Annotated in this window: 25 protein-coding genes; 15 read left to right on the top strand and 10 right to left on the bottom strand. The window is 45.6% G+C overall.

Going from position 1 to position 23580, the window contains the following annotated elements; translation table 11 throughout:
- The first annotated feature begins 28 nt into the window (after nt 1-28).
- The 3 genes from Q3W13_RS02485 (at nt 29) to Q3W13_RS02475 (ending at nt 3277) form a co-directional block, all read left to right on the top strand.
- Complete coding sequence (locus tag Q3W13_RS02485; protein ID WP_302861079.1) at nt 29-1201, top strand: histidinol-phosphate transaminase; 1173 nt, start codon at nt 29-31, stop codon at nt 1199-1201.
- Between the two features lie 82 nt (nt 1202-1283).
- Nucleotides 1284-2279 (top strand): Hint domain-containing protein, encoded by a 996-nt coding sequence (locus Q3W13_RS02480; protein ID WP_302861078.1) that lies wholly within the window; start codon nt 1284-1286, stop codon nt 2277-2279.
- Between the two features lie 134 nt (nt 2280-2413).
- Nucleotides 2414-3277, top strand: a complete 864-nt coding sequence (locus Q3W13_RS02475; protein WP_302861076.1) for an SdiA-regulated domain-containing protein — start codon at nt 2414-2416, stop codon at nt 3275-3277.
- 91 nt (nt 3278-3368) lie between these two features.
- Here the strand turns inward: Q3W13_RS02475 and Q3W13_RS02470 are convergent, their stop codons facing one another.
- Together Q3W13_RS02470 and Q3W13_RS02465 are read right to left on the bottom strand one after the other, a co-directional pair.
- Nucleotides 3369-3593, bottom strand: coding sequence for a hypothetical protein (locus tag Q3W13_RS02470; protein ID WP_302861075.1), 225 nt, complete (start codon nt 3591-3593; stop codon nt 3369-3371).
- Nucleotides 3594-3702: 109 nt separating this feature from the next.
- Complete coding sequence (locus Q3W13_RS02465; RefSeq protein WP_302861073.1) at nt 3703-4620, bottom strand: alpha/beta hydrolase; 918 nt, start codon at nt 4618-4620, stop codon at nt 3703-3705.
- A 209-nt stretch (nt 4621-4829) separates the two neighbouring features.
- Here Q3W13_RS02465 and Q3W13_RS02460 point away from each other — a divergent pair, with 209 nt between their 5' ends.
- The 9 genes from Q3W13_RS02460 (at nt 4830) to Q3W13_RS02420 (ending at nt 14329) form a co-directional block, all read left to right on the top strand.
- Nucleotides 4830-6125 carry a phenylacetate--CoA ligase family protein gene (locus tag Q3W13_RS02460; RefSeq protein WP_302861072.1) on the top strand — a complete coding sequence of 432 codons (1296 nt, stop codon included), beginning with the start codon at nt 4830-4832 and terminating at the stop codon, nt 6123-6125.
- Nucleotides 6126-7093: 968 nt separating this feature from the next.
- Nucleotides 7094-8644 (top strand): histidine ammonia-lyase, encoded by a 1551-nt coding sequence (gene hutH / locus Q3W13_RS02455; protein ID WP_302861071.1) that lies wholly within the window; start codon nt 7094-7096, stop codon nt 8642-8644.
- On the top strand, nt 8641-9369 hold the full coding sequence (gene fabG, locus Q3W13_RS02450; protein WP_302861070.1) for a 3-oxoacyl-ACP reductase FabG: 729 nt from the start codon (nt 8641-8643) through the stop codon (nt 9367-9369). Before hutH ends, fabG begins: the two co-directional genes overlap by 4 nt.
- Before the next feature lies 1 nt (nt 9370).
- Complete coding sequence (locus tag Q3W13_RS02445) at nt 9371-9787, top strand: 3-hydroxyacyl-ACP dehydratase (protein ID WP_302861069.1); 417 nt, start codon at nt 9371-9373, stop codon at nt 9785-9787.
- Between the two features lie 27 nt (nt 9788-9814).
- A complete protein-coding gene (locus tag Q3W13_RS02440; protein WP_302861068.1) occupies nt 9815-10936 on the top strand; it encodes a beta-ketoacyl synthase N-terminal-like domain-containing protein in 1122 nt (373 codons plus the stop codon).
- A gap of 134 nt (nt 10937-11070) precedes the next feature.
- Nucleotides 11071-11685: a hypothetical protein gene (locus tag Q3W13_RS02435; protein ID WP_302861067.1), complete on the top strand. Its 615-nt coding sequence runs from the start codon at nt 11071-11073 to the stop codon at nt 11683-11685.
- Complete coding sequence (locus Q3W13_RS02430) at nt 11685-12884, top strand: beta-ketoacyl-[acyl-carrier-protein] synthase family protein (protein ID WP_302861066.1); 1200 nt, start codon at nt 11685-11687, stop codon at nt 12882-12884. The genes Q3W13_RS02435 and Q3W13_RS02430 overlap by 1 nt, the downstream gene beginning before the upstream one ends.
- A gap of 1 nt (nt 12885) precedes the next feature.
- A complete protein-coding gene (locus Q3W13_RS02425; RefSeq protein ID WP_302861064.1) occupies nt 12886-13950 on the top strand; it encodes a beta-ketoacyl synthase chain length factor in 1065 nt (354 codons plus the stop codon).
- A 10-nt stretch (nt 13951-13960) separates the two neighbouring features.
- Nucleotides 13961-14329, top strand: coding sequence for a hypothetical protein (locus Q3W13_RS02420; protein ID WP_302861063.1), 369 nt, complete (start codon nt 13961-13963; stop codon nt 14327-14329).
- Nucleotides 14330-14506: 177 nt separating this feature from the next.
- Here the strand turns inward: Q3W13_RS02420 and Q3W13_RS02415 are convergent, their stop codons facing one another.
- The 8 genes from Q3W13_RS02415 to Q3W13_RS02380 are packed head-to-tail and all read right to left on the bottom strand — an operon-like array spanning nt 14507 to nt 20813.
- Nucleotides 14507-14770 (bottom strand): phosphopantetheine-binding protein, encoded by a 264-nt coding sequence (locus Q3W13_RS02415; protein ID WP_302861061.1) that lies wholly within the window; start codon nt 14768-14770, stop codon nt 14507-14509.
- A 7-nt stretch (nt 14771-14777) separates the two neighbouring features.
- Nucleotides 14778-16058: an ABC transporter permease gene (locus Q3W13_RS02410; RefSeq protein WP_302861059.1), complete on the bottom strand. Its 1281-nt coding sequence runs from the start codon at nt 16056-16058 to the stop codon at nt 14778-14780.
- Entirely contained in the window at nt 16058-16807 is a 750-nt protein-coding gene (locus Q3W13_RS02405) for an ABC transporter ATP-binding protein (RefSeq protein ID WP_302861057.1), read from the bottom strand. The genes Q3W13_RS02410 and Q3W13_RS02405 overlap by 1 nt, the downstream gene beginning before the upstream one ends.
- A complete protein-coding gene (locus tag Q3W13_RS02400; RefSeq protein WP_302861056.1) occupies nt 16798-17811 on the bottom strand; it encodes a BtrH N-terminal domain-containing protein in 1014 nt (337 codons plus the stop codon). Before Q3W13_RS02400 ends, Q3W13_RS02405 begins: the two co-directional genes overlap by 10 nt.
- Nucleotides 17801-18208 (bottom strand): hypothetical protein, encoded by a 408-nt coding sequence (locus Q3W13_RS02395; protein WP_302861054.1) that lies wholly within the window; start codon nt 18206-18208, stop codon nt 17801-17803. Before Q3W13_RS02395 ends, Q3W13_RS02400 begins: the two co-directional genes overlap by 11 nt.
- Before the next feature lie 13 nt (nt 18209-18221).
- The gene (locus Q3W13_RS02390) at nt 18222-19370 is read right to left on the bottom strand and encodes a beta-ketoacyl-ACP synthase III (RefSeq protein ID WP_302861053.1); all 1149 of its coding nucleotides are present in this window, start codon (nt 19368-19370) and stop codon (nt 18222-18224) included.
- Nucleotides 19371-19383: 13 nt separating this feature from the next.
- Nucleotides 19384-20286, bottom strand: a complete 903-nt coding sequence (locus Q3W13_RS02385) for a hypothetical protein (RefSeq protein WP_302861052.1) — start codon at nt 20284-20286, stop codon at nt 19384-19386.
- 32 nt (nt 20287-20318) lie between these two features.
- Entirely contained in the window at nt 20319-20813 is a 495-nt protein-coding gene (locus Q3W13_RS02380) for a hypothetical protein (protein ID WP_302861050.1), read from the bottom strand.
- 210 nt (nt 20814-21023) lie between these two features.
- On the opposite strand from Q3W13_RS02380, the gene Q3W13_RS02375 reads away from it, so the two are divergent.
- Genes Q3W13_RS02375 through Q3W13_RS02365 form a run of 3 tightly spaced genes read left to right on the top strand, consistent with a single transcriptional unit; the run spans nt 21024 to nt 23580 of the window.
- Nucleotides 21024-21833, top strand: coding sequence for an SDR family oxidoreductase (locus Q3W13_RS02375; protein WP_302861049.1), 810 nt, complete (start codon nt 21024-21026; stop codon nt 21831-21833).
- Nucleotides 21834-21850: 17 nt separating this feature from the next.
- The gene (locus Q3W13_RS02370; RefSeq protein ID WP_302861048.1) at nt 21851-22312 is read left to right on the top strand and encodes a 3-hydroxyacyl-ACP dehydratase FabZ family protein; all 462 of its coding nucleotides are present in this window, start codon (nt 21851-21853) and stop codon (nt 22310-22312) included.
- A complete protein-coding gene (locus Q3W13_RS02365) occupies nt 22309-23580 on the top strand; it encodes a beta-ketoacyl synthase (protein ID WP_302861047.1) in 1272 nt (423 codons plus the stop codon). Before Q3W13_RS02370 ends, Q3W13_RS02365 begins: the two co-directional genes overlap by 4 nt.

Here is a 23580-nt window from a genome sequence, read left to right as displayed (position 1 = left end):
TACACATACTCATAAAAAATTCACTATCATGGCAAATTCATTAAACCGACGGAACTGGATCAAATCCAGTGCATTGATGGCCGGGGGACTGGCCCTTGCATCCGGAACTCTCAATAAGCTGGCTGCGATGCCGGTAATTAAAAAACAGGGGATTAACCCTAAACCTGCCACCGACGAAACGGTACTGCTGCAAGCCCCGCCTGCAATGAAGGCACGTTTGCTGGCCAACGAAAACCCATTTGGGCCATCGGCAGCGGCAAAAAAGGCTATAACCGACTCGCTGGATACCAGTTATCAGTATGCTTTTATGCAGATGGGGGTTCTGGCAGGTAAAATAGCTAAATACGAGGGCATCAGCCAGACCAACATTATGCTTAACTCCGGTTCAACACCGTTGCTGCATGCTGCCGCCATGCATTTCAGTAAAGGCGGTAAAAATATTATTACCGGCGACCCTTCTTACGAAGACCTGCCATCGGCAGCCAAAGAGCATGGCGGCAACTGGATAAAGGTGCCCCTAACCAAAGATTATAAGCTCGACCTGGATGCAATGGAAGCTAAGGTTGACGATAATACCGGCCTGGTGTACATCTGCAACCCTAACAACCCAACGGCAACCGTTGTAGACACCCAAAAGCTGAAAGATTTTTGCGAGCGTGTATCCAAAAAGACGATGGTTTTTGTTGACGAAGCCTATATAGATTACCTGCCCGATCCGCAGGGCACAACTTGTATTGGCTGCATCAAAGCCGGTCAGAATATTATTGTCGCTCGTACTTTTTCCAAACTGTATGGCTTTGCCGGTCTGCGCTGCGGGTATATAGTGGCTCAACCCAAAACTATCAAAATGTTATCCATTTATACGCCTGGCGCCTTCAACTTGTCGGCAACTACTATGGCAGCAGCAATTGCCGCATACCAGGAAACCGACTACATGAAGGATGCCTTACAGAAAACCATCGCTTCGCGCGAGCATTTGTATGCTACCCTGAAAAAGGAAGGGTATGACTATATCCCTTCATCCGCCAACTTTGTGATGTTCCCGCTGAAGATGGAGGGCAATAAATTTGTGAACGAGATGTTTAAGCGCGGCGTCGGCGTACGTAACTGGAAACTGAATGGGGCTGATTGGTGCCGCGTAAGTATTGGCCGTATGGATGAGATGGAGGCTTTCGCCGCGGCATTTAAAGAATTATCATAAAAAAACAAAAGCGATTATTATTGCAACCATAGCGATGGGCTAAAACCCATCGCTATATGGATGTTTAATACAACCTACCATTATGCGTAAACTATTCATAACATTAGCAATATTTATAACAGCCTTATCCGTACAGGGGCAAACCTCCACGAATCCACGCCCGTTGACCATGGAGGAGTACGATAAGGCGCTTACCTACTCAATCGCCAACCTGGATAACGATACTTATGTGAAGTTTGACAACAAATACGTGCTCGACCGGTACGAGAACCGTAAACCGTACTTTATTACCGGCGCGGATGGCTTAAAAAAGCGCGTAGACCTGTACAAGCTGATAGCCAAAGAAGGGCTGCAAGAAATTGGTTTGATGGTATTTTATACCAACGAGACTGGCAAACGATACCAGTGCCTTGTGCCCGACTTTACGGCAGATGCCAGGGTTTGGGCAAAATATTTCCAGGATATTGATGACATTAATAAAGCGGAGAAAAATTTCATCCTGAAGCTTTCTTATGTGCTGTCAAAAGAAATGGCTTTTCAGCAATATAAATTGCTGAACAACGGTAAAGACATGAAGGAAGAAGCGGCTACCTATGGTAACGACATCTGCTTTACCGGCGACGACGAGGTAACTATGGCCAATGGCGCTAAAAAAATGATTAAAGATGTTAAAAGCGGCGACGAGGTGATTACGGTTGACCCGGTTACCAACAAACCATCAGTAATAAAAGTGAAAGAGCTTGCTGTACATACCGCTAAGAACTATGCAGTAACTGAGCTTGTACTGGTATCGGCCAAAGAAAAGAACAGCGATGCCGGATTAAACGTCAGCCTTGATGCCAAGGTGCTTAAAGCTACGCCTAATCACCCCATGCTTACCCAACAGGGAAGGCTAAAAATAGGCGAGATTAATATTGGCGAGCAGGTTTTATGTTTGAATGAGCAGAACGGCAAGTATGAAACTTACACCGTGTTAAGTAAAACAGAACACGCCGGCGGCGTTCAGCATGTTTATAACATTGAAGCCGATGGCGGCAGCACCCTGCTTTTGAATGGCGTGATGGTGATGCAAAAATAGATCGCAGATATTAACGGATGATACTGATGACGCAGGTGTTTGATTAAAGCTGAAAACGACAGACATCTGTGTCACCCGGTAAGCCTGTTTACATCTGCAATAAACAAAACTGCAATATTAAAGGTATATCTGATATGAAAAATCTGTTTAAGCCGATATACCTTTATATTATATCATGTATCTGCCTTTTTTGTATCCACTGCACCGGTCAGCAAAAAAGAAAAAGCCCCTCACCTGCCGGTTACGATTTGAACAAGCCGGTTAAATACAATATGCCCGACGCACTGACCGAAATATCGGGTATCGCTTTTAACCAGGGAGACCCGAATGTGCTATATGCTGAACAAGACGAGGAGGGCGTGTTGTTCTATTTTAAACCCGGCAGTAATAACCTTAAAACGATACGATTTGCCGGCCATGGCGATTATGAAGACGTAGCCATCAGCAACCAACAGGTGGTTATGCTGCGCAGCGATGGTAAATTGTACACATTTCCGCTGACTGGGCTCAAAAATTCAGAGGTGGACGCCGTCAAGCAAAAGGATTTGCTCCCTGGCGGTGAATATGAGGGGTTGTATGGCGATAATGACGGTTCGATTTACGCCCTTTGCAAACATTGCAGCATCGAAAAAACGAGCAAAACCACTACAATATTTACCCTTAAACTGGCGGCCGACGGCACGCTTTCCGATGCGGGCCAAAACACTATCGACGTAAAAAAAATTGAACAATTATTGGGTGCAAAGAAAATAGCGTTCCATCCGTCGGCCCTGGCAAAAAATCCAAAAACGGGCGAGTGGTATATTCTTTCATCGGTGAATAAATTGTTGGTGATTGCGGGTTCAAACTGGGATGTAAAAACAGTGTACCGGCTGGATCCGGCAATATTTGGGCAACCTGAAGGTATCGCGTTTGACAGGGACGGTAATCTCTACATTTCGAACGAGGGCGATCAGCTGCGGCCGGGCAATGTGCTGAAATTTATGCTGAAAAAATAGATTCAAATCATTACCCAACAGTTGAAGCAATATCATATATAAAAACACTTCATTATTACAAGTAAAAGCCCCTCAGTGTTGCTGAAGGGCTTTATACCTTTATGGATGCGGCGGAGGCGGCGGAAGCGGGCCGGGCGGATGCGGCGGCGGCTTGGGCAAACGAATATGAATTTTTGCCCGGTGATGTCTTACGCGGCGATGATGCCTTTTCCAGGGTAGTGGGGGGCGCGGCGGCGGTGGCGGCGGTCTGCGTACCTGCAGGTATGCCGGCGGAACTATCGCCGTAAGCGGTTTTGCATGTGCGAACTGCATACACATAATAAATACCGCAGCTAAAACCAAAATCTTTAAATATTTCATTGGTAACGGGTTAGTGGTTTATTGTTTGTTTCACAACGTTAAATATAGCAATATGTTTTGAAGCTTTACTTTATAACCTGCTTATACAAGAAATCAGCTGCAAACTGTGCAGCTTCCAGCCATCGGGCCTGCGTATCTTTTCCGCCGGAAAATACCGGGTTAAAACGTTTATGCAACTCATGCGAATACCCCTCAAAAACTTTAACGTCATTGGGTATGCCGAGCGCTGTAGCCATTTTAAAAATGTCTGCTGCGCCGTAAAGCGGCGGGCCTTTATGAGTGGGCGCTACAATGCTGTCGGTGCTGCCGTATACACTCACCAAAGGAAGCTGCAGACAATTTTTCAGCCAGTCCAGGTTAAATATCGCGCCCCAGAAATTAATAACACCGGCTACTTTAAGCAGTTGTTGATCGTCCGGATATTCATCGGCAACACCCGCGAACCTGGCAAGCTCCGCATTAGTGCTGAATGCTGCCTGTAAAGCTATCATCCCTCCTGCCGAGTTACCGGCCAATATAATTTTTGATGGGTCGATATGATACGCATGACTGTGCTGTTTAAAAAATCCGATAGCCCGCTTTGCGTCCAAAACACCGTTATAACAACTGCGCTTCAGTTCGTCGAAGTGTAGAAATGGCAATTTCCTGCTTAGCGTATAGTTAATGGTTGCAACTACATAACCGCGCTGTGCAAAGAATCTGCCCCAGATTTGATTGCTTTTATCATCCTTTGAGCCAAATTTAAAGCCTCCGCCATGCATCCAGATTATTAACGGGCGGCTAAGCGCTGTATCGCCTGCGGGTTGATATAAATCAAAGCGGCGGGCTTTGTTTTTACCGGCAGGGTCGGCAGCATCGTAACTTAAATCGATCGTGGTTTTTATATATTCGAATACCATGTTTTTATACCTGACCGGCTGGGCTTTAACACTAAGTGTTATAAAAAATATTCCGGCGGTTAACAGTAGCTTTTTAATCATCATGCTGATATACGTTACAATTGGCGCTTGCAGATGTTTGTACCGCAAAACAAACAAATTGAGCCTGGCCGGCGCGTGTTGACGATAAGCCTTACTCAACCCGAACGCGTAAATAGCCCTATTTTTGCTAGATTTGATGCAGTAAAATTGAACACCAGGCAGTAAAACATTATTGGCTTGTCCGGGTTCAATCATCCGGTAATAAATTGTAAATGTCAGCTACTAACGAAATTATACATCAGCAGCCACACGAAATAACATTAATGCAGGAACAAAAACTGCATAACCTGTTAGCCTATCTTAATCAGCATTCCCCTTTTTACCGGGAACATTTCAAGAAGCACGATATTGATATTACCGCTATTAAAACGGTTGCCGACCTGGCCCTTATCCCGCCAACAATCAAGGACGACCTGCAGCAGCGGAATGATGATTTTTTGTGCGTACCACGGGAGAAAGTAGTTGAATATACGTCTACATCAGGCACGCTCGGCAGGCCGGTTACAATCGCCCTGACTGAAAACGACCTTAACCGGTTGGCATATAACGAATACAGTTCATTTTTATGTGCCGATGGCTCACCTGCGGATACATACCAATTGATGCTGACGCTGGACAGGCAATTTATGGCCGGCATTGCCTATTATCTTGGCATCCGTAAAATTGGCGCCGGCATCATCCGGCTGGGGCCCGGAGTTCCCTCACTTCAATGGGAAACTATACAGCGCTTAAAGCCTACGGCCATAGTTGCCGTGCCCTCTTTTATTTTAAAACTGATAAAATATGCGCAGGACACAGGTATCGATATCAATAGCACATCTGTAAAAAAAGCAATTTGTATCGGCGAAAATATCCGCAACAACGATTTTTCGCTGAATATACTTGGCAGAAAAATTACTGAAAGCTGGGACATTAAGCTTTATTCCACCTATGCCTCAACCGAGATGCAGACCGCATTTACCGAATGCGGAGAAGGCAACGGCGGACACTACCAGCCCGATTTGGTTATTGTTGAGTTGCTGGATGAAAACAACCAGCAAGTTGAGCCGGGTACGCCAGGCGAAGTGACGATTACCACGCTGGGTGTTGAAGGCATGCCCTTACTGCGTTATAAAACCGGCGACATTTGCTGCTATTTTGAGGAGCCCTGCGCCTGCGGACGTACCAGCCTGCGCCTTTCGTCAGTTATGGGGCGCAAAAAGCAGATGATAAAATTCAAGGGGACGACACTTTACCCGCCCGCCTTATTTGATTTATTGAATGAGATGGAGGAGATCCTGGATTTTGTGATCGAGGTATCTTCTAACGATATCGGCATGGATGAAGTTTCGCTTTACCTCGTACCGGCTGCCTTTACTGAAGAATGCGACCACCGCATCAGGGCTTATTTGCAGGCTAAGCTAAGGGTTAGTCCGCATGTAAAATATATCGGTCCGGAAGAGATACAGAAGATACAATTTAACGAGGCCAGCAGGAAGGCAATAAAGTTTATTGATAAGAGAGGATAGAGTATTCGTTAGTCCGGATTTATAATCCTGGGCTGTAAATACCGGGGATTTGTAATCCTCGTACACGAGTATTTGATTTTCGGGGATTGCAAATCCACAAAAATTGGGGTCGAGGATTGCAAATCCCGACCAACGACGGACAAAAATCGGGGTCGAGGATTGAAAATCCCGACCAACGACGGATTGCAAATCCCGGCCAACGACGCTCTTCTCGTTCCTCGTCAAAATGACATGATTGATTTGAGCTTTATTTACTGCTGTCAAAATGTTGTCAGCACTTTGATCATAAAGATTTCGTAAATTTGAAGAGCCCGCCTTGTTGCTTTTATCAAACCGGATCTTCCTCGTGAACCCGCTGAAGTGGTACCTTCAGTTAGTCGGATTTATAATCCTAGGCTGTAAATACCGGGGATTTGTAATCCCCGTACACAAGTATTAATTTTCGTGGATTACAAATCCACAAAAATTGGGTCGAGGATTGCAAATTCCGACCAACGACGCCGGTGCAGTATGAATGTAAGACAGGGCTGCCCCCCGCAGAAAGCACTGCCGCAAGTTTTCAAAAGTTTTTTATCGGTTTCAAGTGCTAAAAATCATTCAAATTCGACCATATTCTTTGAAATCAGTACAAAAACGAAGTTTTCAGACTGAACGGGCATAATGGTTTTAGCCCGTTAAAAGGGCCATTTTCGTTACGGGCTAAATGGGCTTTGCCTGTTTTTACCCCTTTTTTAATTATGGGCTAAACGGGTTTTGCCCGTTTTGGAGGCCATTTTTGTTACGGGCCAAGCCGGTTTTGCCCATCTGCATTTTGTGTAAGGAAGAGGCTTGATCTCTTTTACAGGATAATTTTACTTACAATTACCTAAAACATTCCCGCCGTTATTGCAGTTTAATTAAACCGTTTTACATATATTTTATACTTTAGCGGTTTATTACTACACTGATAGAACATATAATTTTCGCCCATGATAGCTGTTGGACATAGTCCGCTTACTCTGAATGATTTTTCTGAACTGATATTTAAAAATAAAGAGGTTGCACTGGACGAAGCGGCCTTGCAAAAAATCAACACCAACTTTGAATTTCTTAAGCAATTTTCTTCCAATAAACTTATTTATGGCATCAATACGGGCTTCGGGCCGATGGCACAATATAAGGTAAACGAGGAAAATGTGCTGCAACTGCAATATAACCTGATCAGAAGCCATTCATCCGGCAGCGGAAAGCTGATGACAGCACAACTATCCAAAGCGCTGATGATTGCCCGCCTGAACAGCTTTATGCAGGGCTACAGCGGTGTTCACGCTGAAACGGTTGAGCTGCTGAAGGAACTGATCAACAAAGACGTTGCCCCCTGCGTATATGAACACGGCGGCGTAGGCGCCAGCGGCGACCTGGTGCAATTAGCCCACCTGGGACTGGTTCTAATTGGCGAAGGGGAAGTAATTTACCAGGGCGAAGTACAGCCAACCATAGATGTGTTCAATAAACTGGGTATCAAGCCGCTTTCCATCCATATCCGCGAAGGGCTGGCTATTTTGAACGGAACTTCGGCTATGACCGGGATAGGTATGATCAATATCATCCAGGCAAAGAAGTTGCTGAACTGGTCGGTATTATTTTCCGCGATGATCAATGAGATAGTAGAAGCTTATGACGACCACTACTCTCACGAGCTGAACGTAGTGAAACGGCACGGCGGTCAGAATACCGTTGCCGCCATGATGCGCGATATCCTGAAGGACAGCAAGCTGATTCGCGACCGCTCAGAACACTTGTATAATCCCGATAACCTTGACCAGGAAGTATTTGAGGACAAAGTGCAGGAATACTACTCCCTGCGCTGCGTAACCCAGATACTGGGGCCCATTTATGACACTATTGCACAGGTAGAAAACACGGTGGTTAACGAACTTAATTCGGTTAATGATAACCCGGTTATCGACCACGAAAATCATAATATTTTTCACGGCGGTAACTTCCACGGCGACTATGTGTCGCTGGAAATGGATAAGCTAAAAATCGCTATGACGCGTGTTTCTATGCTGGCCGAGCGGCAATTAAATTACCTGCTGAATGCCAAGCTGAACCAAAAACTGCCGCCGTTTGTAAACCTTGGTGTGCTTGGATTTAACTTTGGTATGCAGGGCATGCAGTTTACTGCAACATCCACCACGGCTGAGAACCAGACATTGTCGTTCCCGATGTACGTCCACAGCATTCCGAACAACAACGACAACCAGGATATTGTGAGCATGGGCTGTAATGCAGCGCTGATGACCAAACGGGTTATTGATAACTCATTCGAGGTATTGGGCATCCACCTGATGACCATTTTACAAGCGATTGATTACCTGGAATGCAAAGACAAATTATCATCGGCTTCGCGTTCGGTTTACGACAAGGTCAGACAGATATTCCCGAAATTTGTAGAAGATGCGCCTAAATATAAAGATTTGGCCCGCATCAAGGATTTTTTGGAAAGTGCTGACCATATAACCACTTTTAACAAATGAAATGCGCATTGGTGACCGGCGGCTCAAGGGGAATCGGCAGGGCAATCTGCCTGAAGCTTGCTGCACAGGGTTATTACGTGCTGATAAACTACAGAAGTAATACCGAAGAAGCCAGTAAGACGCTTGCGCAAATAGTTGAAAACGGCGGTACCGGCGAGCTGCTGCAGTTTGATATTTCTGACAAAGAAGCGCTAAAACAAGCTTTGGAACGTTGGATAGAAGCCAACCCGGATAAATACATCGAGGTGCTGGTAAACAATGCGGGCATCCGCGACGACAGCTTGCTGGCGTGGATGGCCGATGAGCAATGGGACAATGTGTTAAAGACCAACCTGGATAGTTTCTTTTATGTTACGCGCGTGGTTTTAAATGGCATGATGACGCGCAAATACGGCCGGATCATCAATATCGTATCACTTTCCGGCATAAAAGGCCTTGCGGGTCAGACAAATTATTCGGCCGCCAAGGCGGGCGTCATCGGCGCTACCAAGGCATTAGCGCAGGAAATAGCCCGGCAAGGGATTACGGTTAACGCACTTGCACCCGGTTTTATTAAAACCGATATGACAGAAGGGCTTGATGAAAAAGAATTAAAAATGCTGATACCTGCGCGGCGTTTCGGTCAGCCCGGGGAAGTGGCTGCTGCAGTTGCATTTTTTGCATCGCCAGAAGCTGCTTACATTACCGGACAGGTGCTATCCATTAACGGCGGATTATACACCTGATATGCAGCCAATTGATGATATTATTCCGTTAATCCCCCAAAAGCAACCCTTTGTAATGGTGGGAAGATTGCTGTATGCTGATGAGACGGTTACACGCAGCAGCTTTGTAATAAGCCCGGATAATGTTTTTGTAAAGGACGGCATACTTCAGGAAGCGGGATTGATGGAAAATATAGCGCAAACTGCGGCCCTGCGCGCGGGCTATATGGCGCAAAAGGAAAACCGACCTGTTGAGACCGGCTATATCGGTGCGATTAAGGATTTTGAGGTTTTCAGTTTGCCGGTTGCTGAGGATGAAATTACTACAGAAATAACGATAGATAACCAGGTTTTTAACGTTACCATGCTTACAGGCCAGGTTTGGCGGAACGACGTTTTGCTCGCCAGGTGTGAGATGAAGGTGTTTGTTGGGCAATAAAAACATGGCGGAAATTTGAGCAGAACGATGAGGTCAGATGTTTTTATAGTTGCAGATAATATATATTCACCGCTTGGCAAAACCACAGAGGAGAACTTTTTGCAGCTTAAAAACGGAGTTTCATCGGTGAAATTGCATAACGATGTTAATCTATCCGAAACCCCAGTCTATTCATCATTATTTGAGGATAAAAAGCAATTTAACCTTACCGTTTACACCAAATTTGAGCAGCTGCTTATTGCATCTATAAGTGATGCGATACAAAATAGCGATATTGACATAACTAAGAATACCGCATTAATTATTTCCAGCACAAAAGGAAATATAAGTTTACTGGAGACCGGGAAGAACGGCCCGGATTTGTACAAACGGGTATCAATGACCACATCTGCCAAATTAGTCGCTGATTATTTCGGTTTCCAGATTCCACCCATAGTTGTATCCAACGCTTGTATATCGGGTGTTATGGCGATAATTACCGGCACACGTTTGTTGCATACAGGGCAATATGAAAATGCGGTTGTTTGCGGGGCGGATGTGATTTCAAGATTTGTTGTATCGGGCTTTCAATCCTTCCAGGCGCTTAGTCCGTCAGTTTGCAGGCCGTTTGAAGCATCGCGCGACGGCCTAAATTTAGGTGAAGGCGCAGCAACGGTGGTCTTGTCGGTCAATAAAAAATTTAAAGGGCAATTAAAGGTTAAAGGGGGCTCAATAAGCAACGATGCCAACCATATTTCAGGGCCCTCACGTACAGGGGAAGAGTTATCGTATGCGATAAAAAAAGCTATTCAGAATGCTGGATTAATTCCGGGAGATATTGATTTTATATCAGCCCATGGTACAGCAACTCCATACAATGATGAGATGGAGGCCAACGCCGTCCGGCTGGCCGGTTTGCAATCAACACCGTTAAATAGCTTAAAAGGTTATTACGGGCATACATTAGGTGCAGCCGGGTTGATTGAAGCGGTGGTTTCTATGCAGTCGCTAAAAGAAGGATTGATGATACCGACACCGGGGTTTAACGAATTGGGGGTAAGCAGTGAAGTAAATGTTTGTGCAGAGCTTACGCCCATCGCAGCAACTAATTTTTTAAAAACGGCTTCGGGGTTTGGGGGATGTAACGGGGCAATAGTGGTAGTAAAATAAGATTAGCAAATTTGCGATTGCGAGTTATGAAGCAACGGTCGCTAAACATCCTCTACAATACATAACGATGAGGTTGCCGCGCTCGTTCCTCGCTCGCAATGACAAAGTTTATTAAGTAATAAGTTAAGAGGGTATTGACAACAGAAAAACACATAACATCCTCCTGCGTCATCAGCAACAATACTGTGGTTAAAAACGGCGTGAAGCTGTTTGAGAATCCCGGTGCGGATGTTGCCGGCTTTTTGTTGTCGGTTTATCAGCATTTTCAGTTTAATTATCCTAAATTTTATAAAATGGATAATTTAAGCAAACTGGGCTGGCTGACTGCGGAAGTATTGCTCGAAGGCAGTTTGGACAAGCCAGCCTACCAGCCGGAGGGATTGGGCATGATAATAGCTAATGCCAATTCGAGCCTGGACAATGATATTAAATATACGGGTACAATTAAGGAAGTCCCGAGTCCGGCCGTTTTCGTATATACCTTACCAAACATCGTTATCGGCGAAATTTGTATCAGGCATAATTTTAAAGGAGAACATGCCTTTTTTATACAAGAAACATTTGATGCTGGTTTTGTAGCGCAGCAAGTTATTTATTTGCTGGATAACGATATTCTGCAGGCCTGTATTTGCGGCTGGGCGGATGTTTTGGAGCAGGATTATAAAGCTGGTTTGTTTTTGGTTGAAAAGAAAAAAAGTAAAGAATCTGTAGTATTTTCGGCAGATAATTTGGATAGGATTTTAGGTTAATGGAGCAGTCAGTTTACATAGCGGGAGTAGGTGTTATTTCGGGTATCGGAACAAATGTTGCCGGACACCTTGCTGCATTTGAGCGCGGGGAGGCCGGCATGGCTGACATAACGCTGTTTGACAGTATCCACCAGCATGACCGGCCGGTTGCCGAGGTTAAGCTAACCGATGAGGAATTGATAGCCCGAACCGGCCTTTCAACTCATAACAGCCGCACGGCGTTGCTTAGCCTTGTGTCTGCAAAAGAGGCCGTCGCGGACGCCGGCATACCTGGTTTTAATGAATTACGCACCGGCTTTGTATCTGCAAACACCGTTGGCGGAATGGATAAGAGCGAGGAGTTTTTTGTAGATTTTTTAGCAGATAACAGCAAAGGCAAGCTTAGAAACGTATTTGACCATGAGTGCGGCAGCATGACCGAAATTGTAGCTGACCAACTGGGTATCAGCGATTTTATGACCACTATCAGTACAGCCTGCTCATCGTCTGCCAACGCGATATTTTACGGGGCCAGGCTCATCAAAAATGATATATTGGATGTAGTGGTGGCAGGCGGGGCTGACGCACTGACTAAATTTACCCTGAACGGCTTCAATACGCTGATGATTTTGGACAAAGACCTGTGCAAACCGTTTGACGAGCACCGGGAAGGCCTTAATCTTGGAGAAGGCGCGGGTTATGTAGTCTTGGTGTCTGAACAGGTAGCGAAAACACTTAAAAAACCTGTTTACTGCAAACTAAGCGGATATAATAACAGCAACGATGCCTATCATCAAACAGCATCATCACCCGATGGTACAGGCTCATATCTCGCCATGAAAAAGGCATTAAAAAAAAGTGGTCTAAAACCATCGGATATAGATTATATTAACCTGCATGGCACCGGTACGCCCAATAACGACAGCGCCGAAGGCACAGCTGTAAAACGTCTTTTTCAGCCGGATTTTCCGCCGATGAGCTCTACCAAATCATTTACCGGGCATACGCTTGGAGCCAGTGGCGGCGTAGAGGCGGTATTTTCCGTGCTGGCTATAAAGCATGGCATTATTTATCCGAACCTGCGCTTTAAAACTCAAATGCACGAAGTGCCATTTGAACCTGAGACCAAATTTCAAAAAGGAAAGCACATTAAACACGTAATGTCTAATTCCTTTGGCTTCGGCGGTAATTGCACATCATTAATATTTTCAGCAGTCTGATATGAAAGTTTACATACGCTCATCGGCCTGCATCTCCGCTCAAAGAACCTTTGGTACGGGAGACATCCTTACAGACATTGTTGAGTATAACTCTACGCGCCTGCCTGCCATTGAACCTGATTACAAAGAGTTCATCGACCCCAAGCAAATACGGCGCATGAGCCATGTGATTAAAATGGGCGTAGCTGCTGCAAAAGAATGCCTGAACAATGGGGACGTTGAAATGCCAGGCGCCATTATCACCGGCACTGCATTCGGGTGTATGGAAGATACGGTCACTTTCTTAACGCGTATTATCGAGCAAGAGGAAGAATTGCTCCCGCCTACTGCATTCATTCAATCAACCCACAACACCGTTGCGGCACAGGTTGCCCTGATGCTGAAATGCCACGCCTATAACAGCACTTTTGTACATAAGGGGATTTCGTTTGAGAGCGCGCTTTTTGATGCAGTGATGCTGCTCCAGGAGCAGGAGGCCGATAACATATTGGTAGGCGGTACCGAGGAGATGGTCGACACAAGTTTTACCGTCCTTACCCGCCTGGGCTTTTACAGGCGCAAACCGGTTTCCAACCTGTCGTTGTTTGCCACACCCGAAAAGGGGACGATTGGTGGCGAAGGCGCAGGTTTTTTCCTGCTGACCGATAAAGAATCGCCCGATAACCTGGCCGAACTAACCGGGCTAACTACCTTTTACAAGCCAACAGATAACCAGGACATTGAAAGACGCATCACCGCTTTCCTGCAAAAACATTCGCTTACAGTTAAGGATATCGACCTGGTGATCACAGGAAAAAACGGCGATATTAAAAATGACGAGATTTATGCCTGGCTGAACGCGTCCTTGTTCAAAAACAATGTTACTGCCAATTACAAACATCTTTCGGGTGAATATTCAGTGGCTTCAGTATTTTCTCTCTGGCTGGCTGCTAATATTGTAAAAAAAGGCATAGTGCCTGACGCGATTCTTGAGGATGATGTAAAAATCAATGCACCCAAAAAAGTCCTGCTGCTCAATCATTACCAAAATAAATATTATTCACTGATGCTGGTTTCGGCTGTTTAGTCCCGCTCTTATGACAGCAAGCGAACAAATTTTTAAGGTTGAAAGTATTGAACATACCGATAACGTTATCAAAGCCGTATTATCTATAAATGCTGACAGCCAGATCTTCGAAGGACATTTTCCGGGACAACCGGTTATTCCGGGGGCCTGCATGCTGCAAGTGGTGAAAGATGTATTAATTGATACGCTCGGGTATAAGGTTCAGCTAAAAAAAGGTGATAATTTAAAGTTTGCCGGGATGATAGAACCCGGGGCAAGCCATACAGTTTATTTGGAGATCAGCTATAAGCTTGGCGATGGCGCGATGGCTGTAACCGCCAAATTGAGCGAAGGAGACAGGGTTTGCTTTAAGTTTCAGGGAACCTTTAACCACGTCTAATAGTCCCCCGACATTGCGGGAAACGAAACAATCTCTGGGCGGAATGATGATGAAACTTTATTTAGTGGCGACCCAAATTCAGGATTAGCGTCACCACAAAATATGATAGACAATTGACGTGCCATGTGCAGAAGTTGCTTCGTTCCCCGTACTCACGATCCTTTTATCAACCCGGTGTTACTTCGCAGAATGCGCTTGTATATACTCTGCCATCGTTGCCACATCTACTAATACTTTGCGGCCTTCGCGGGGGTCGCGGATATCGATGCCGTATTCTTTTTTCATCAACACGATTAATTCCAGGGAATCAATAGAATCCAAACCCAGGCCATCGCCAAACAGCGGTTCATCGTCTTTAATATCGGCTGGGGTAAGGTCTGTTAAGTTTAAAAATTGTATAATCTGGCGCTTCAGCTGCTCTTTCAGTTCGGTTGTCTCCATGAGGCAATTATATTAAATTCTTTCGTTTCAGCCCTAAAAAAATAACAAGCTGAAGTATTAGCGTAATAACAAGTAAGGGTATAATGTTTGCGACAACATCGCTTAAATTTCCGCCGCGCAGAAAAAGGTCGTAATAGGCCTCCAGCGACCAATGTAACGGCGATAAAGCGGAAGTTGTTTTGATAGCGCCCTGCATGGCAAAGCTGGGCACCATCAGGCCGCCGACGGCCGAAAGTATAACGATGGAAACAGCCCCGAACCCGTTAGCCTGCTCCTGCGTCTGCGCAAAAACACCCACAGCAATGGAATATGTTACCGCACACCAGCCGGTTACCAGCGTCACAAAAAATAATGCTGTCAAATCGGATGGCAAATTAAGGGCCGGTATGCCGATAATCGGGAATAGCCAGATTCCAATTGAAAATATTACTGCCGCCTGCACCAAAGTAACCACCAGGTAGGTAATCTGCTTGGATAGTAAACCAACCATATAATTGGTAGGCAGTGTTTTCAACCTGATAAAACTACCGTTTACTTTTTCGCGCACTACGCTGCCGCTGAGCGACATAATAACAAAAAACATGGCAAATATTGTCCATGCCGGTACGTTGTGCTGGGAAGCGTTGGGGACGGCTCTGCTGCCATCTTTTAACACAGGGACAGCGTTCAATCTGGTTTGATTACTCAGCATCTCGTTTTCGAGACTTGCGGAAAGCTGTTTCTCGTTTATGGCGAAATATAAGGTACGGAGGGTTTGGCGGCTCTCGACCAATTGCAACGCGCTCTGCAAGGCCCCCTGTACCGAAAAGCGTAACGACTCTTGTATTACCGGGTTAAAATAAAGTGTAAGCGATTCTGCTTTTATAACAACGTTCTTAACGGAGTCGCCCTGCAAGCCGAAGCTTTTTAACGCTTTGTTTGATGCATTTTTTGCCTTTGCCTTTGTATTGGCCGAAAAACTTGCCGGGATAAGTATTGCCAGCTGGGCATCTTTATCCTTCATGGCGTCTCCTATTTGGGCACGGGTTGCGTTTTTTGATAACAAGGAGACTTTTAGCAATCCCAGTTTATCGATGGCTTCAATAAGCTGTTTGCTTGATTCACCTGTATCCCTATTGCAAACAAGCAAGGGCAGCCTGTTTTTATTAACCGCCTGGAAAGTGCTGTTTTGTATATTGGTTACTACTATCACCAGGATAATCGGCATTACAAACATCAGCAACAGCCCGACTCCATCGCGCAGCAGGATTTTAATATCTTTTATTATGGTGGCCCAAAGCTTTTGCATCAGTCGCGGTAATCTTTTCCGGTTAAATCTAAAAACAGTTCTTCCAGACTTGCCGAGTTGTGTTCTTTGAACAAAATATCCAAATCGCCTTGTGCACAAATTTTGCCGGTTTCCATCAGGGCGACCTGCTGGCAAAGGCCTTCAGCTTCGCTTAACTGGTGCGAGGTATACACCAGCGTTGTGCCGGCCTCATTAATATTCATTAAATAGTTGATTATGGCATGTCGCGTTTGCACATCCACCCCTACGGTAGGCTCATCCAGGAACAGCAGTCCGGGCTCATGGATCACACCGATAGCCAGGTTAACCCTGCGCTTCATTCCGCCCGAAAATTTGTTTACCGGTTTGTCCCGTACATCAGTAAGACCTAATATTTCAAGCAGTTCATCTGCACGCTGCCTGATTTTGATTTTACTCAATCCCGCCCAGGCCCCAAAAAAATGCAGGTTTTCAACGGGAGATAGCTCATGATAGAAAGAAAAATCCTGCGGCACAAAGCCAAATAGCTTCCGAACGCTTTTAGATTGCGCATCCTGGCCTAATATCTTTATACTGCCCTCTGCCGGGGTGAGTAAACCGGTCATCAGGCTCATCAGGGTAGTTTTACCGGCGCCATTAGGGCCAAACAAACCAAAGCGCCCGCCTTTAGGTATCTGCAGGTTAAAGTGCGAGAAAGCCACCACGTCGTTGCCGGGGTACCGGAAACTCATATCCTCAACGTCTACCGCTAACGGAACGCTTACTGCCATTTAATTTTCTTTAATGTTTCAAAAGCTGCTTTTTCCAGTGCGGCAATTTCCAGCAGGTAATCGCCCATCACATTAAAATCGTCCTGGCTGCCGATACGGCCTTTATAAATGCCGGCCGCGTGGACTGCTGCCGTGCGCCACATATCGCCGGCCTTAGTAAATATACCTGATATCCGGGTTAATTGGTTGCCCGGCAGGTAAACATCCGCTTCCTGTAAAAATGCAGCGTAAATATAGCGAAAGCCGCCGCCACCGGTGCCGATCTCTTCCTGCATGCGCACCATTTGCGCCAGGTACAGGCCGGCTTTTTCAAGCCCAAGCTTATCGCGCCATTTTTTTATTTTTTCGCCGGTAGTCCTGATGCCGCTCACCCCGGCGAAGCTGCCGGGTATGTACAGCATGTTAAAAACATTCTTTTTGATGCCGCCTTTAATAGCCTCACGCAGCCGGTCGTCGGTTATCTGTACGTTTTGTTTCGGATAATAGATGTGCCCGTTAGGGGCCAATGCGCCTTTAGCAAAACGCACCCGCTCCAACTCGTAGCTGCTCATGGTGTTCGTGCCTTCCATGATGGGGTCACTTACCAGATAAGTATCATCTTCCCTGCCGTACACTACCAGGTTGTGGGCATTAAAATGGAAACGGTATTCCCGGGGGAAATACGGCAGGTAATATACCCCTACCTGGCAGCCCACAGGTGTTCCCTCTTCCAGTCTCGCATCCAGGTAAGCCTGTGCTTTTTCTTTTGAGCTGAATTTTTTGCTGATGACCGGTATATTCAGCGACTTGCACGTACGCTTAAATATATACCCCGGAAAAGTACGAAAAGCTATCGCCGGGCCTTTATTTACTTTAATAAAAGGAATATACGCAAAAAACAGCCCGGCCCCAATGCCGAAGGCCAGTGGCTCGGTTATTTTGCCGCCTGATGCAGCATATAATAAGTTCCTGGTAACGCCCGATTCGCAATGTGCAGCCTGACGATGTTCAAAATCAATCCTCATGCACAGTCATGGTTTTAAGGTCTTCCACTGTGATATTAAACGCCCCGGCGTATTTTTGTAGTTTATTGTTAGATAACGTTCTAAAAACTTCTGGCTTTAAATGCCTTTTTACCTGCCACTGCCAAAAGCCGGTGTACCCCGCTAAGATACCAATGTCCATCAGGCGGTATTCCATGAAGAATAAAACCGGGCTTGCCTTGCCTTCCAGCACCTGTTGCTTTGCCGCTGCTATACGTTTGGCAATATCGTCCCATGCGGTATCAAGTGCGGTGATTTTCACATCCCAGCCGCTGCTTAAGGTTGTGGTGTATTTACCGTCGCTATCGGTGGCATAACAAACTTCTTTGGTTATCTTACCAAGCGAACTCAAATCCTGTGGCACTTCGTCCTTCTTCATCGGTTAAGTTCAATTAAACAACCGTAAGCATGGCATACATATACGAAAACCGGGCACTCTCAGGCACCAGACAAAGTATTTTTTCACCCTTTTTCAGGCGGCCGCTTTTAAACAGCTCGTCAATCATCAGATAGATAGATGCAGCGCCCACGTTGCCCACGGTGTACAGGTTGATAAACCATTTTTCGTAAGGGATGCCGCCGCCATATATCTCTATCATATCATAAATCTTGCTCTTGAAGAAATTACTGCTGATGTGCGGTAAAAAGTAGTCGATATCATTCACGCCGAGGCCTTTCTTCTCGAATATCTCTTTAATTTTTTTCCCGCCGAGCGGAACAATATTGTCGCTCAGCAAGCTGATATCCTGCTTTACACTGAAGATCGACTTGTTCATTATCTCCTCCGGCGTGTAGTCCATAAAGCCTTTCAGGGAGCCGTCCGGCTGTTTTTCGCCACCCATGTACATGCAGGTATCCATCTCGTTGGCGTAGCTTACTCCTTCTATCCATTCAACGCGTAATGACAGGCCATCTTCGTTCGGTTTGTCGGTCATTAAAAAAGCAGACGCGCCATCACTCAGCATCCAGCGCAAAAAGTCTTTCTGGAAAGCGATGTAAGGGTTTTCTTCCATCTCCTTCAGTTTTTGCGCTTCCTCTTCAAATACCTCTGACACGAGAAGGCCCGAGAAACGCTCTGAACCGGTTGCGACAGCTTTATGCACCTCGCCTGATTTAATGGCTAAGTAAGCAAACTTAAGTGCATGCATGCCCGCACAGCAAACTCCGGCAGGCGAAACTACCTCTATCCCTCCTATCTCGGGTATCCAGCCGTGGGTCATTACGCCATGGCTCGGCATCATCTGGTCAGGTGACGAAGTACCGCATGACAGCAGTTCCACGCTTGTCAGCTCAGCGGGATCATTGTCGAATAACGCCCTGATGGCTTCCGCGGTCATCTGGGCATTTGTATGGGTTGATTTGTGTTCTTTGTTGAGTGCATAGTACCTGTTGGTGATGCCATTGTTGCGAAGAACTATCTTTTTTGATTTCGATGGCTTATTATCAATGTACCCCAGATATTGCTCCATCTCGTCGTTCGAAACGGGCTCATTTGGAAAGTAATGAGAGGTGCGGTTGATATAAACTTTTGTATCAGACATGTTTAGCGTGATGTTAATTGATTACCTGTAAGTATTTTAATTTATTACGATTAATGCGTTTTGCCGAAAAAGGTTTTAAAAATATTGCGTCGAGCGTTAGTAAAACCGGCGCACCTAAAAATAAAGCGACAAAAAGATAATATTTAAACGCCGACAGCCACGGCGTACGGTTTTTACGCTTAGCAATAATTTTTGCCCATGCCATAAAAATCGGTTTGGCCCGGGCTTCTATAAACATAAGCTTGTAGTTTATCTCGACGGCTTTTTGTTCTATCAATTCATCCTGCAGCGTGCCCCAATCATTGTTTTGCAAGTGCCGCGCCACCGTCCTGCCATATTCAACGGTCGCAGCAATATCCTGCTCCGACACGCCCGGCCTCGGGAATATATTTAAATAACGGTCTTTTTTACCGGTTAGCATCCAGTAAAAAATGGTGACGAAACTTATAGGGTTTGGATGTTTATCCAGCAAAGCCACATTACCAACCAATCGCGCGCCCGCCTCTTTAAGCATATTACGTACACGAACGTAAGAGTTAATCCACATATTGCGCCCGGCACTGATGGTTATCACCGGCGTGTCTTTTATAACATCCCTGAAACCTTCGTCGTGCAAAAGTGAATTTGCCGGAATACTTGGCGATAGAAACCAGGGCTGGTAACCGATGATCACCAGGTCGTATTTTTGTTCTTTGAGTTCCAGCGGCTGCAGGGGTTCAGGAATGCCCAATACACACGAAGGCATTACGGAAAAAAAGCGCTTTCCCGTCCAGGGGAATTCATAGCCTGAGACCAGCTTGATCAGCACTTTTTCAACATCGAAACCGGCGTCAACCAGCGGCGAGGTAAACGTGTCAACGATCTCACCCATCTGCCCTGATTGCGTGTAATAAATGGCCAGTACCTTTTTGTTCATTTGCGGCGCTAAGTTAGAAATATCTGCCGTCACTATTGAAAATCTTCGGCGTGCAGCACTTTTGAGTTTTTGCAATAGTCTAAAATGGCATGTTGCACCGATTGCGGCTGGTCTTTGAAATTCTTTTTCACAATCGCTTTATCCTTTTCGATATCGCTGTGATATTTTACGATTTTAGGGGCGTGCTCCTGTATAGCCAGCCGTAAAAAATGATATTCGGTGTTATCGGGGTCGGCCATTAAAGCTGTTTCGAACTTAATGCGGCCTTGTTTAAAATACTTAAGTTTTTGTAAAGGAACAGCCAGTTTATCTGCCTTGCGCATCAGTAAAGCACCTTCATAACCATCTTTATATTTTTGTGAAGATGCTTTTACAATATCAATCTGGGCATCAATGGCGGCCAGGTCACCGGTGTCCATCACCTTGTAAAAAATTGATTTTTCAAACTGCTGCGCCCTGGTAGCTTTAGCAAAGCCGGCAATTAACAGGAAAACGAGCAGTATCCGCCCTTTATTCATGATTTTCATAGCTATCAAACATAATTAAATATTCGCGTCCGGCAAACTCAATTGCAAGGTTACCGCCTTAAACAGCATAATGCACCAATTGTTATATTATCTGTTACAAATACAGTATATTTAATGTATTTTCACGTACTTTGGGGCTGCAATTTTAAGGGGGAGCCCGCACTTTTAAAATAAAGACCGGGCAAAATTGTAAAGGTTTAATGGAGCTTAATGGATAAACATCTACAATTTAAAGGCTTATGGGCGGTTATTTTAGGCGGATCGAGCGGATTCGGCTACGCGGCCGCGCAAAAGCTTGCCGCGCACGGCATGAACATAGCTGTTATCTACCGCGAAAACAAATCATCGGAGAAAGCCCTTAAACAAAATCTTGCGCAAATTGCCGAAGCGACATCAACCCAAATTCTTACTTACAATATCAATGCACTTGATGGTGAATCGAGAGCGTCTTTCATAAAGGATTTTGCCACGATTTCCGGAAAAGGGAATGTAAAACTCCTGCTGCACAGCATTGCCCGGGGGAATTTAAAGCCATTGATCGTACAGGATGACGGGAACGACCACAGCACATTATCTGTCGATGACATAAAACTTACCACCTACGCTATGTCGACCAGCTTATTAGATTGGACGAGAGAACTGCTGGATGCCGGGTTATTAAGTGCAGATAGCCGCATTATCGGCCTTACCAGCGAGGGTGCGCACAAATACTGGGATGGCTATGCGGCAGTCTCCATTGCCAAATCCTCTCTTGAAAGCTTGGCCAAATATATGGCTGTGGAATTTGCTCCTTACGGCCTGAAGACCAATATTATACAAGCTGGCGTAACTGAAACGCCATCGTTAAAAATGATCCCGGGAAGCGATAAGTTATTGAAAATGGGCGCCAAAAGAAATCCTTTGGGAAGAATGACAAAACCAGATGACGTTGCCGGTGTTATCTACCTGCTGTGTACGAATGACGCCTTTTGGATAAACGGCGCATTAATACACGTTGATGGCGGCGAGCACTGCCGGTAACTTATTTTTGCAGATACATGAACAACCACATATTAAACCATTTACCATATAAATCGTCTTTTCGTTTTGTTGATAATATTTCGTTGCTGAGTGAAAACGAGGTGCGGGGGGAATACACCCTGAAACAGGATTCGTTTTTTTATGAAGATCATTTTGCAGGCAACCCGGTAACACCCGGCGTTATTATCACCGAAATTATGGCGCAAATAGGCTTGGTTGTGATGGGAATATTTTTAATGCTGAAAGAAAGCGACTTGAATTTTGATGACGATACTGACTTGTATCCGCTGCTTACTTCAACCGAGGTCTCTTTTTTTAAGATGGTATTGCCGGGGCAGAAAGTTACAGTGGTTTCCAAAAAACAATATTTTCGTTTCGGCAAGCTGAAATGTTATGTCGAGATGCTTGACAGTGAACAAGAGGTAGTAGCACGGGGAATGTTTTCGGGCATCATCAAACATATCGAACTAAAAAAATGAAAAAACGGGTTGTAGTTACCGGGATGGGCGTAGTTGCGCCGAACGGCATTGGCATCCCGGCTTTTTTGAATGCCATACAAAACGGTATATCCGGCATCAGGTTTATACCGCATTACCGCGAACTGAATTTCAGTTGCCAGGTTGCCGGTATGCCTGCTTTCGAATGGGAAAGCCTGAAAAATTATATCTCGGAAGTAACCTTTCATGGGCTCAAAGGCACCAACATCGGTTACGGTTTAGCCGCCGCGCTGGATGCCTGGGCTGATTCGGGCATGCCCTACGACACAGATCAGCCCCGCTGGGAAACCGGCTGTGTATTCGGAAACAGCATTGCTGATACCGAAGCCATGAAAAATGTGATAGCAAAAGTTGATAACAAGGAAGCCAGGAAACTTGGGTCGCGCGTGGTTGAGCAGGCCATGAACAGCGGGGTTACCTCTTACATATCAGGGAGGTTAGGCCTGGGCAACAAGGTCATCACCAATTCCGCAGCATGCGCAACGGGAACGCAGGCCATTTTGATGGGCTACGAAGCCATAAAAGATGGTTATGCGCAACGCATGCTGGTTGGCAGCGCTGAACATGTGGATACCTACGTTTACGGTTCGTTCGACTCTATGCGGGTATTGTCGCGCAAGTTCAATGATGAGCCGGAAAAGGCATCGAGGCCGCTGAGCAGTACTGCAGGCGGTTTTGTACCAGGCTCTGGTGCAGGCGCTTTGATTTTAGAGGAACTGGATTTCGCCCTCGAACGCGGTGCACGTGTTTATGCCGAAATTTTAGGCGGAAATACCAATTCAGGCGGGCAACGCCAGGGCGGTACCATGACGGCAGCAAATTCAGCCGGGGTAATCCGCTGTGTAACAGAATCGATGAATATGGCGGGTATCACCGGCGACGAGATAGATCTGATAAGCGGGCATTTAACCGCCACCAATGCCGATAAACAGGAGATACAGAACTGGTGCCAGGCGCTAGGCCGTAAAGGCGGGGATTTTCCTCTAACCAATTCGCTAAAGTCAATGATAGGCCATGCGTTAAGTGCAGCAGGTTCTATCGAAACTGTGGCATCGATATTGCAGATTGAACACGGATTTGTGCATCCTAATATAAACCTGGATGACCCGAATCCTGAAATATTAAACCTGGTAAGTTTAGATAAACTACCTGTAGAAATGTTAAAAAAAGAAGTTAACATTGTAGCTAAAGCGAACTTTGGCTTCGGCGACGTTAACTCTTGCCTGATACTTAGTAAATACAACAATTAA

This window comes from Mucilaginibacter sp. L3T2-6 (assembly GCF_030519355.1).
GTDB lineage: Bacteria > Bacteroidota > Bacteroidia > Sphingobacteriales > Sphingobacteriaceae > Mucilaginibacter.
This window is presented reverse-complemented; position numbering and strand designations above follow the sequence as displayed.

Coding starts and splice junctions, on each gene's coding strand:
- Q3W13_RS02445 (WP_302861069.1), top strand. CDS start 9,371: ATGCAGCCAATTGATGATATTATTCCGTTAATCCCCCAAAAGCAACCC.
- Q3W13_RS02475 (WP_302861076.1), top strand. CDS start 2,414: ATGAAAAATCTGTTTAAGCCGATATACCTTTATATTATATCATGTATC.
- Q3W13_RS02485 (WP_302861079.1), top strand. CDS start 29: ATGGCAAATTCATTAAACCGACGGAACTGGATCAAATCCAGTGCATTG.
- Q3W13_RS02385 (WP_302861052.1), bottom strand. CDS start 20,286: ATGAACAAAAAGGTACTGGCCATTTATTACACGCAATCAGGGCAGATG.
- Q3W13_RS02380 (WP_302861050.1), bottom strand. CDS start 20,813: ATGAAAATCATGAATAAAGGGCGGATACTGCTCGTTTTCCTGTTAATT.
- Q3W13_RS02415 (WP_302861061.1), bottom strand. CDS start 14,770: ATGGAGACAACCGAACTGAAAGAGCAGCTGAAGCGCCAGATTATACAA.
- Q3W13_RS02370 (WP_302861048.1), top strand. CDS start 21,851: ATGAACAACCACATATTAAACCATTTACCATATAAATCGTCTTTTCGT.
- Q3W13_RS02440 (WP_302861068.1), top strand. CDS start 9,815: ATGAGGTCAGATGTTTTTATAGTTGCAGATAATATATATTCACCGCTT.
- Q3W13_RS02460 (WP_302861072.1), top strand. CDS start 4,830: ATGTCAGCTACTAACGAAATTATACATCAGCAGCCACACGAAATAACA.
- fabG (WP_302861070.1), top strand. CDS start 8,641: ATGAAATGCGCATTGGTGACCGGCGGCTCAAGGGGAATCGGCAGGGCA.
- Q3W13_RS02395 (WP_302861054.1), bottom strand. CDS start 18,208: ATGAAGAAGGACGAAGTGCCACAGGATTTGAGTTCGCTTGGTAAGATA.
- Q3W13_RS02410 (WP_302861059.1), bottom strand. CDS start 16,058: ATGCAAAAGCTTTGGGCCACCATAATAAAAGATATTAAAATCCTGCTG.
- Q3W13_RS02390 (WP_302861053.1), bottom strand. CDS start 19,370: ATGTCTGATACAAAAGTTTATATCAACCGCACCTCTCATTACTTTCCA.
- Q3W13_RS02420 (WP_302861063.1), top strand. CDS start 13,961: ATGACAGCAAGCGAACAAATTTTTAAGGTTGAAAGTATTGAACATACC.
- Q3W13_RS02465 (WP_302861073.1), bottom strand. CDS start 4,620: ATGATGATTAAAAAGCTACTGTTAACCGCCGGAATATTTTTTATAACA.
- Q3W13_RS02375 (WP_302861049.1), top strand. CDS start 21,024: ATGGATAAACATCTACAATTTAAAGGCTTATGGGCGGTTATTTTAGGC.
- Q3W13_RS02480 (WP_302861078.1), top strand. CDS start 1,284: ATGCGTAAACTATTCATAACATTAGCAATATTTATAACAGCCTTATCC.
- Q3W13_RS02365 (WP_302861047.1), top strand. CDS start 22,309: ATGAAAAAACGGGTTGTAGTTACCGGGATGGGCGTAGTTGCGCCGAAC.
- hutH (WP_302861071.1), top strand. CDS start 7,094: ATGATAGCTGTTGGACATAGTCCGCTTACTCTGAATGATTTTTCTGAA.
- Q3W13_RS02400 (WP_302861056.1), bottom strand. CDS start 17,811: ATGAGGATTGATTTTGAACATCGTCAGGCTGCACATTGCGAATCGGGC.
- Q3W13_RS02425 (WP_302861064.1), top strand. CDS start 12,886: ATGAAAGTTTACATACGCTCATCGGCCTGCATCTCCGCTCAAAGAACC.
- Q3W13_RS02405 (WP_302861057.1), bottom strand. CDS start 16,807: ATGGCAGTAAGCGTTCCGTTAGCGGTAGACGTTGAGGATATGAGTTTC.
- Q3W13_RS02430 (WP_302861066.1), top strand. CDS start 11,685: ATGGAGCAGTCAGTTTACATAGCGGGAGTAGGTGTTATTTCGGGTATC.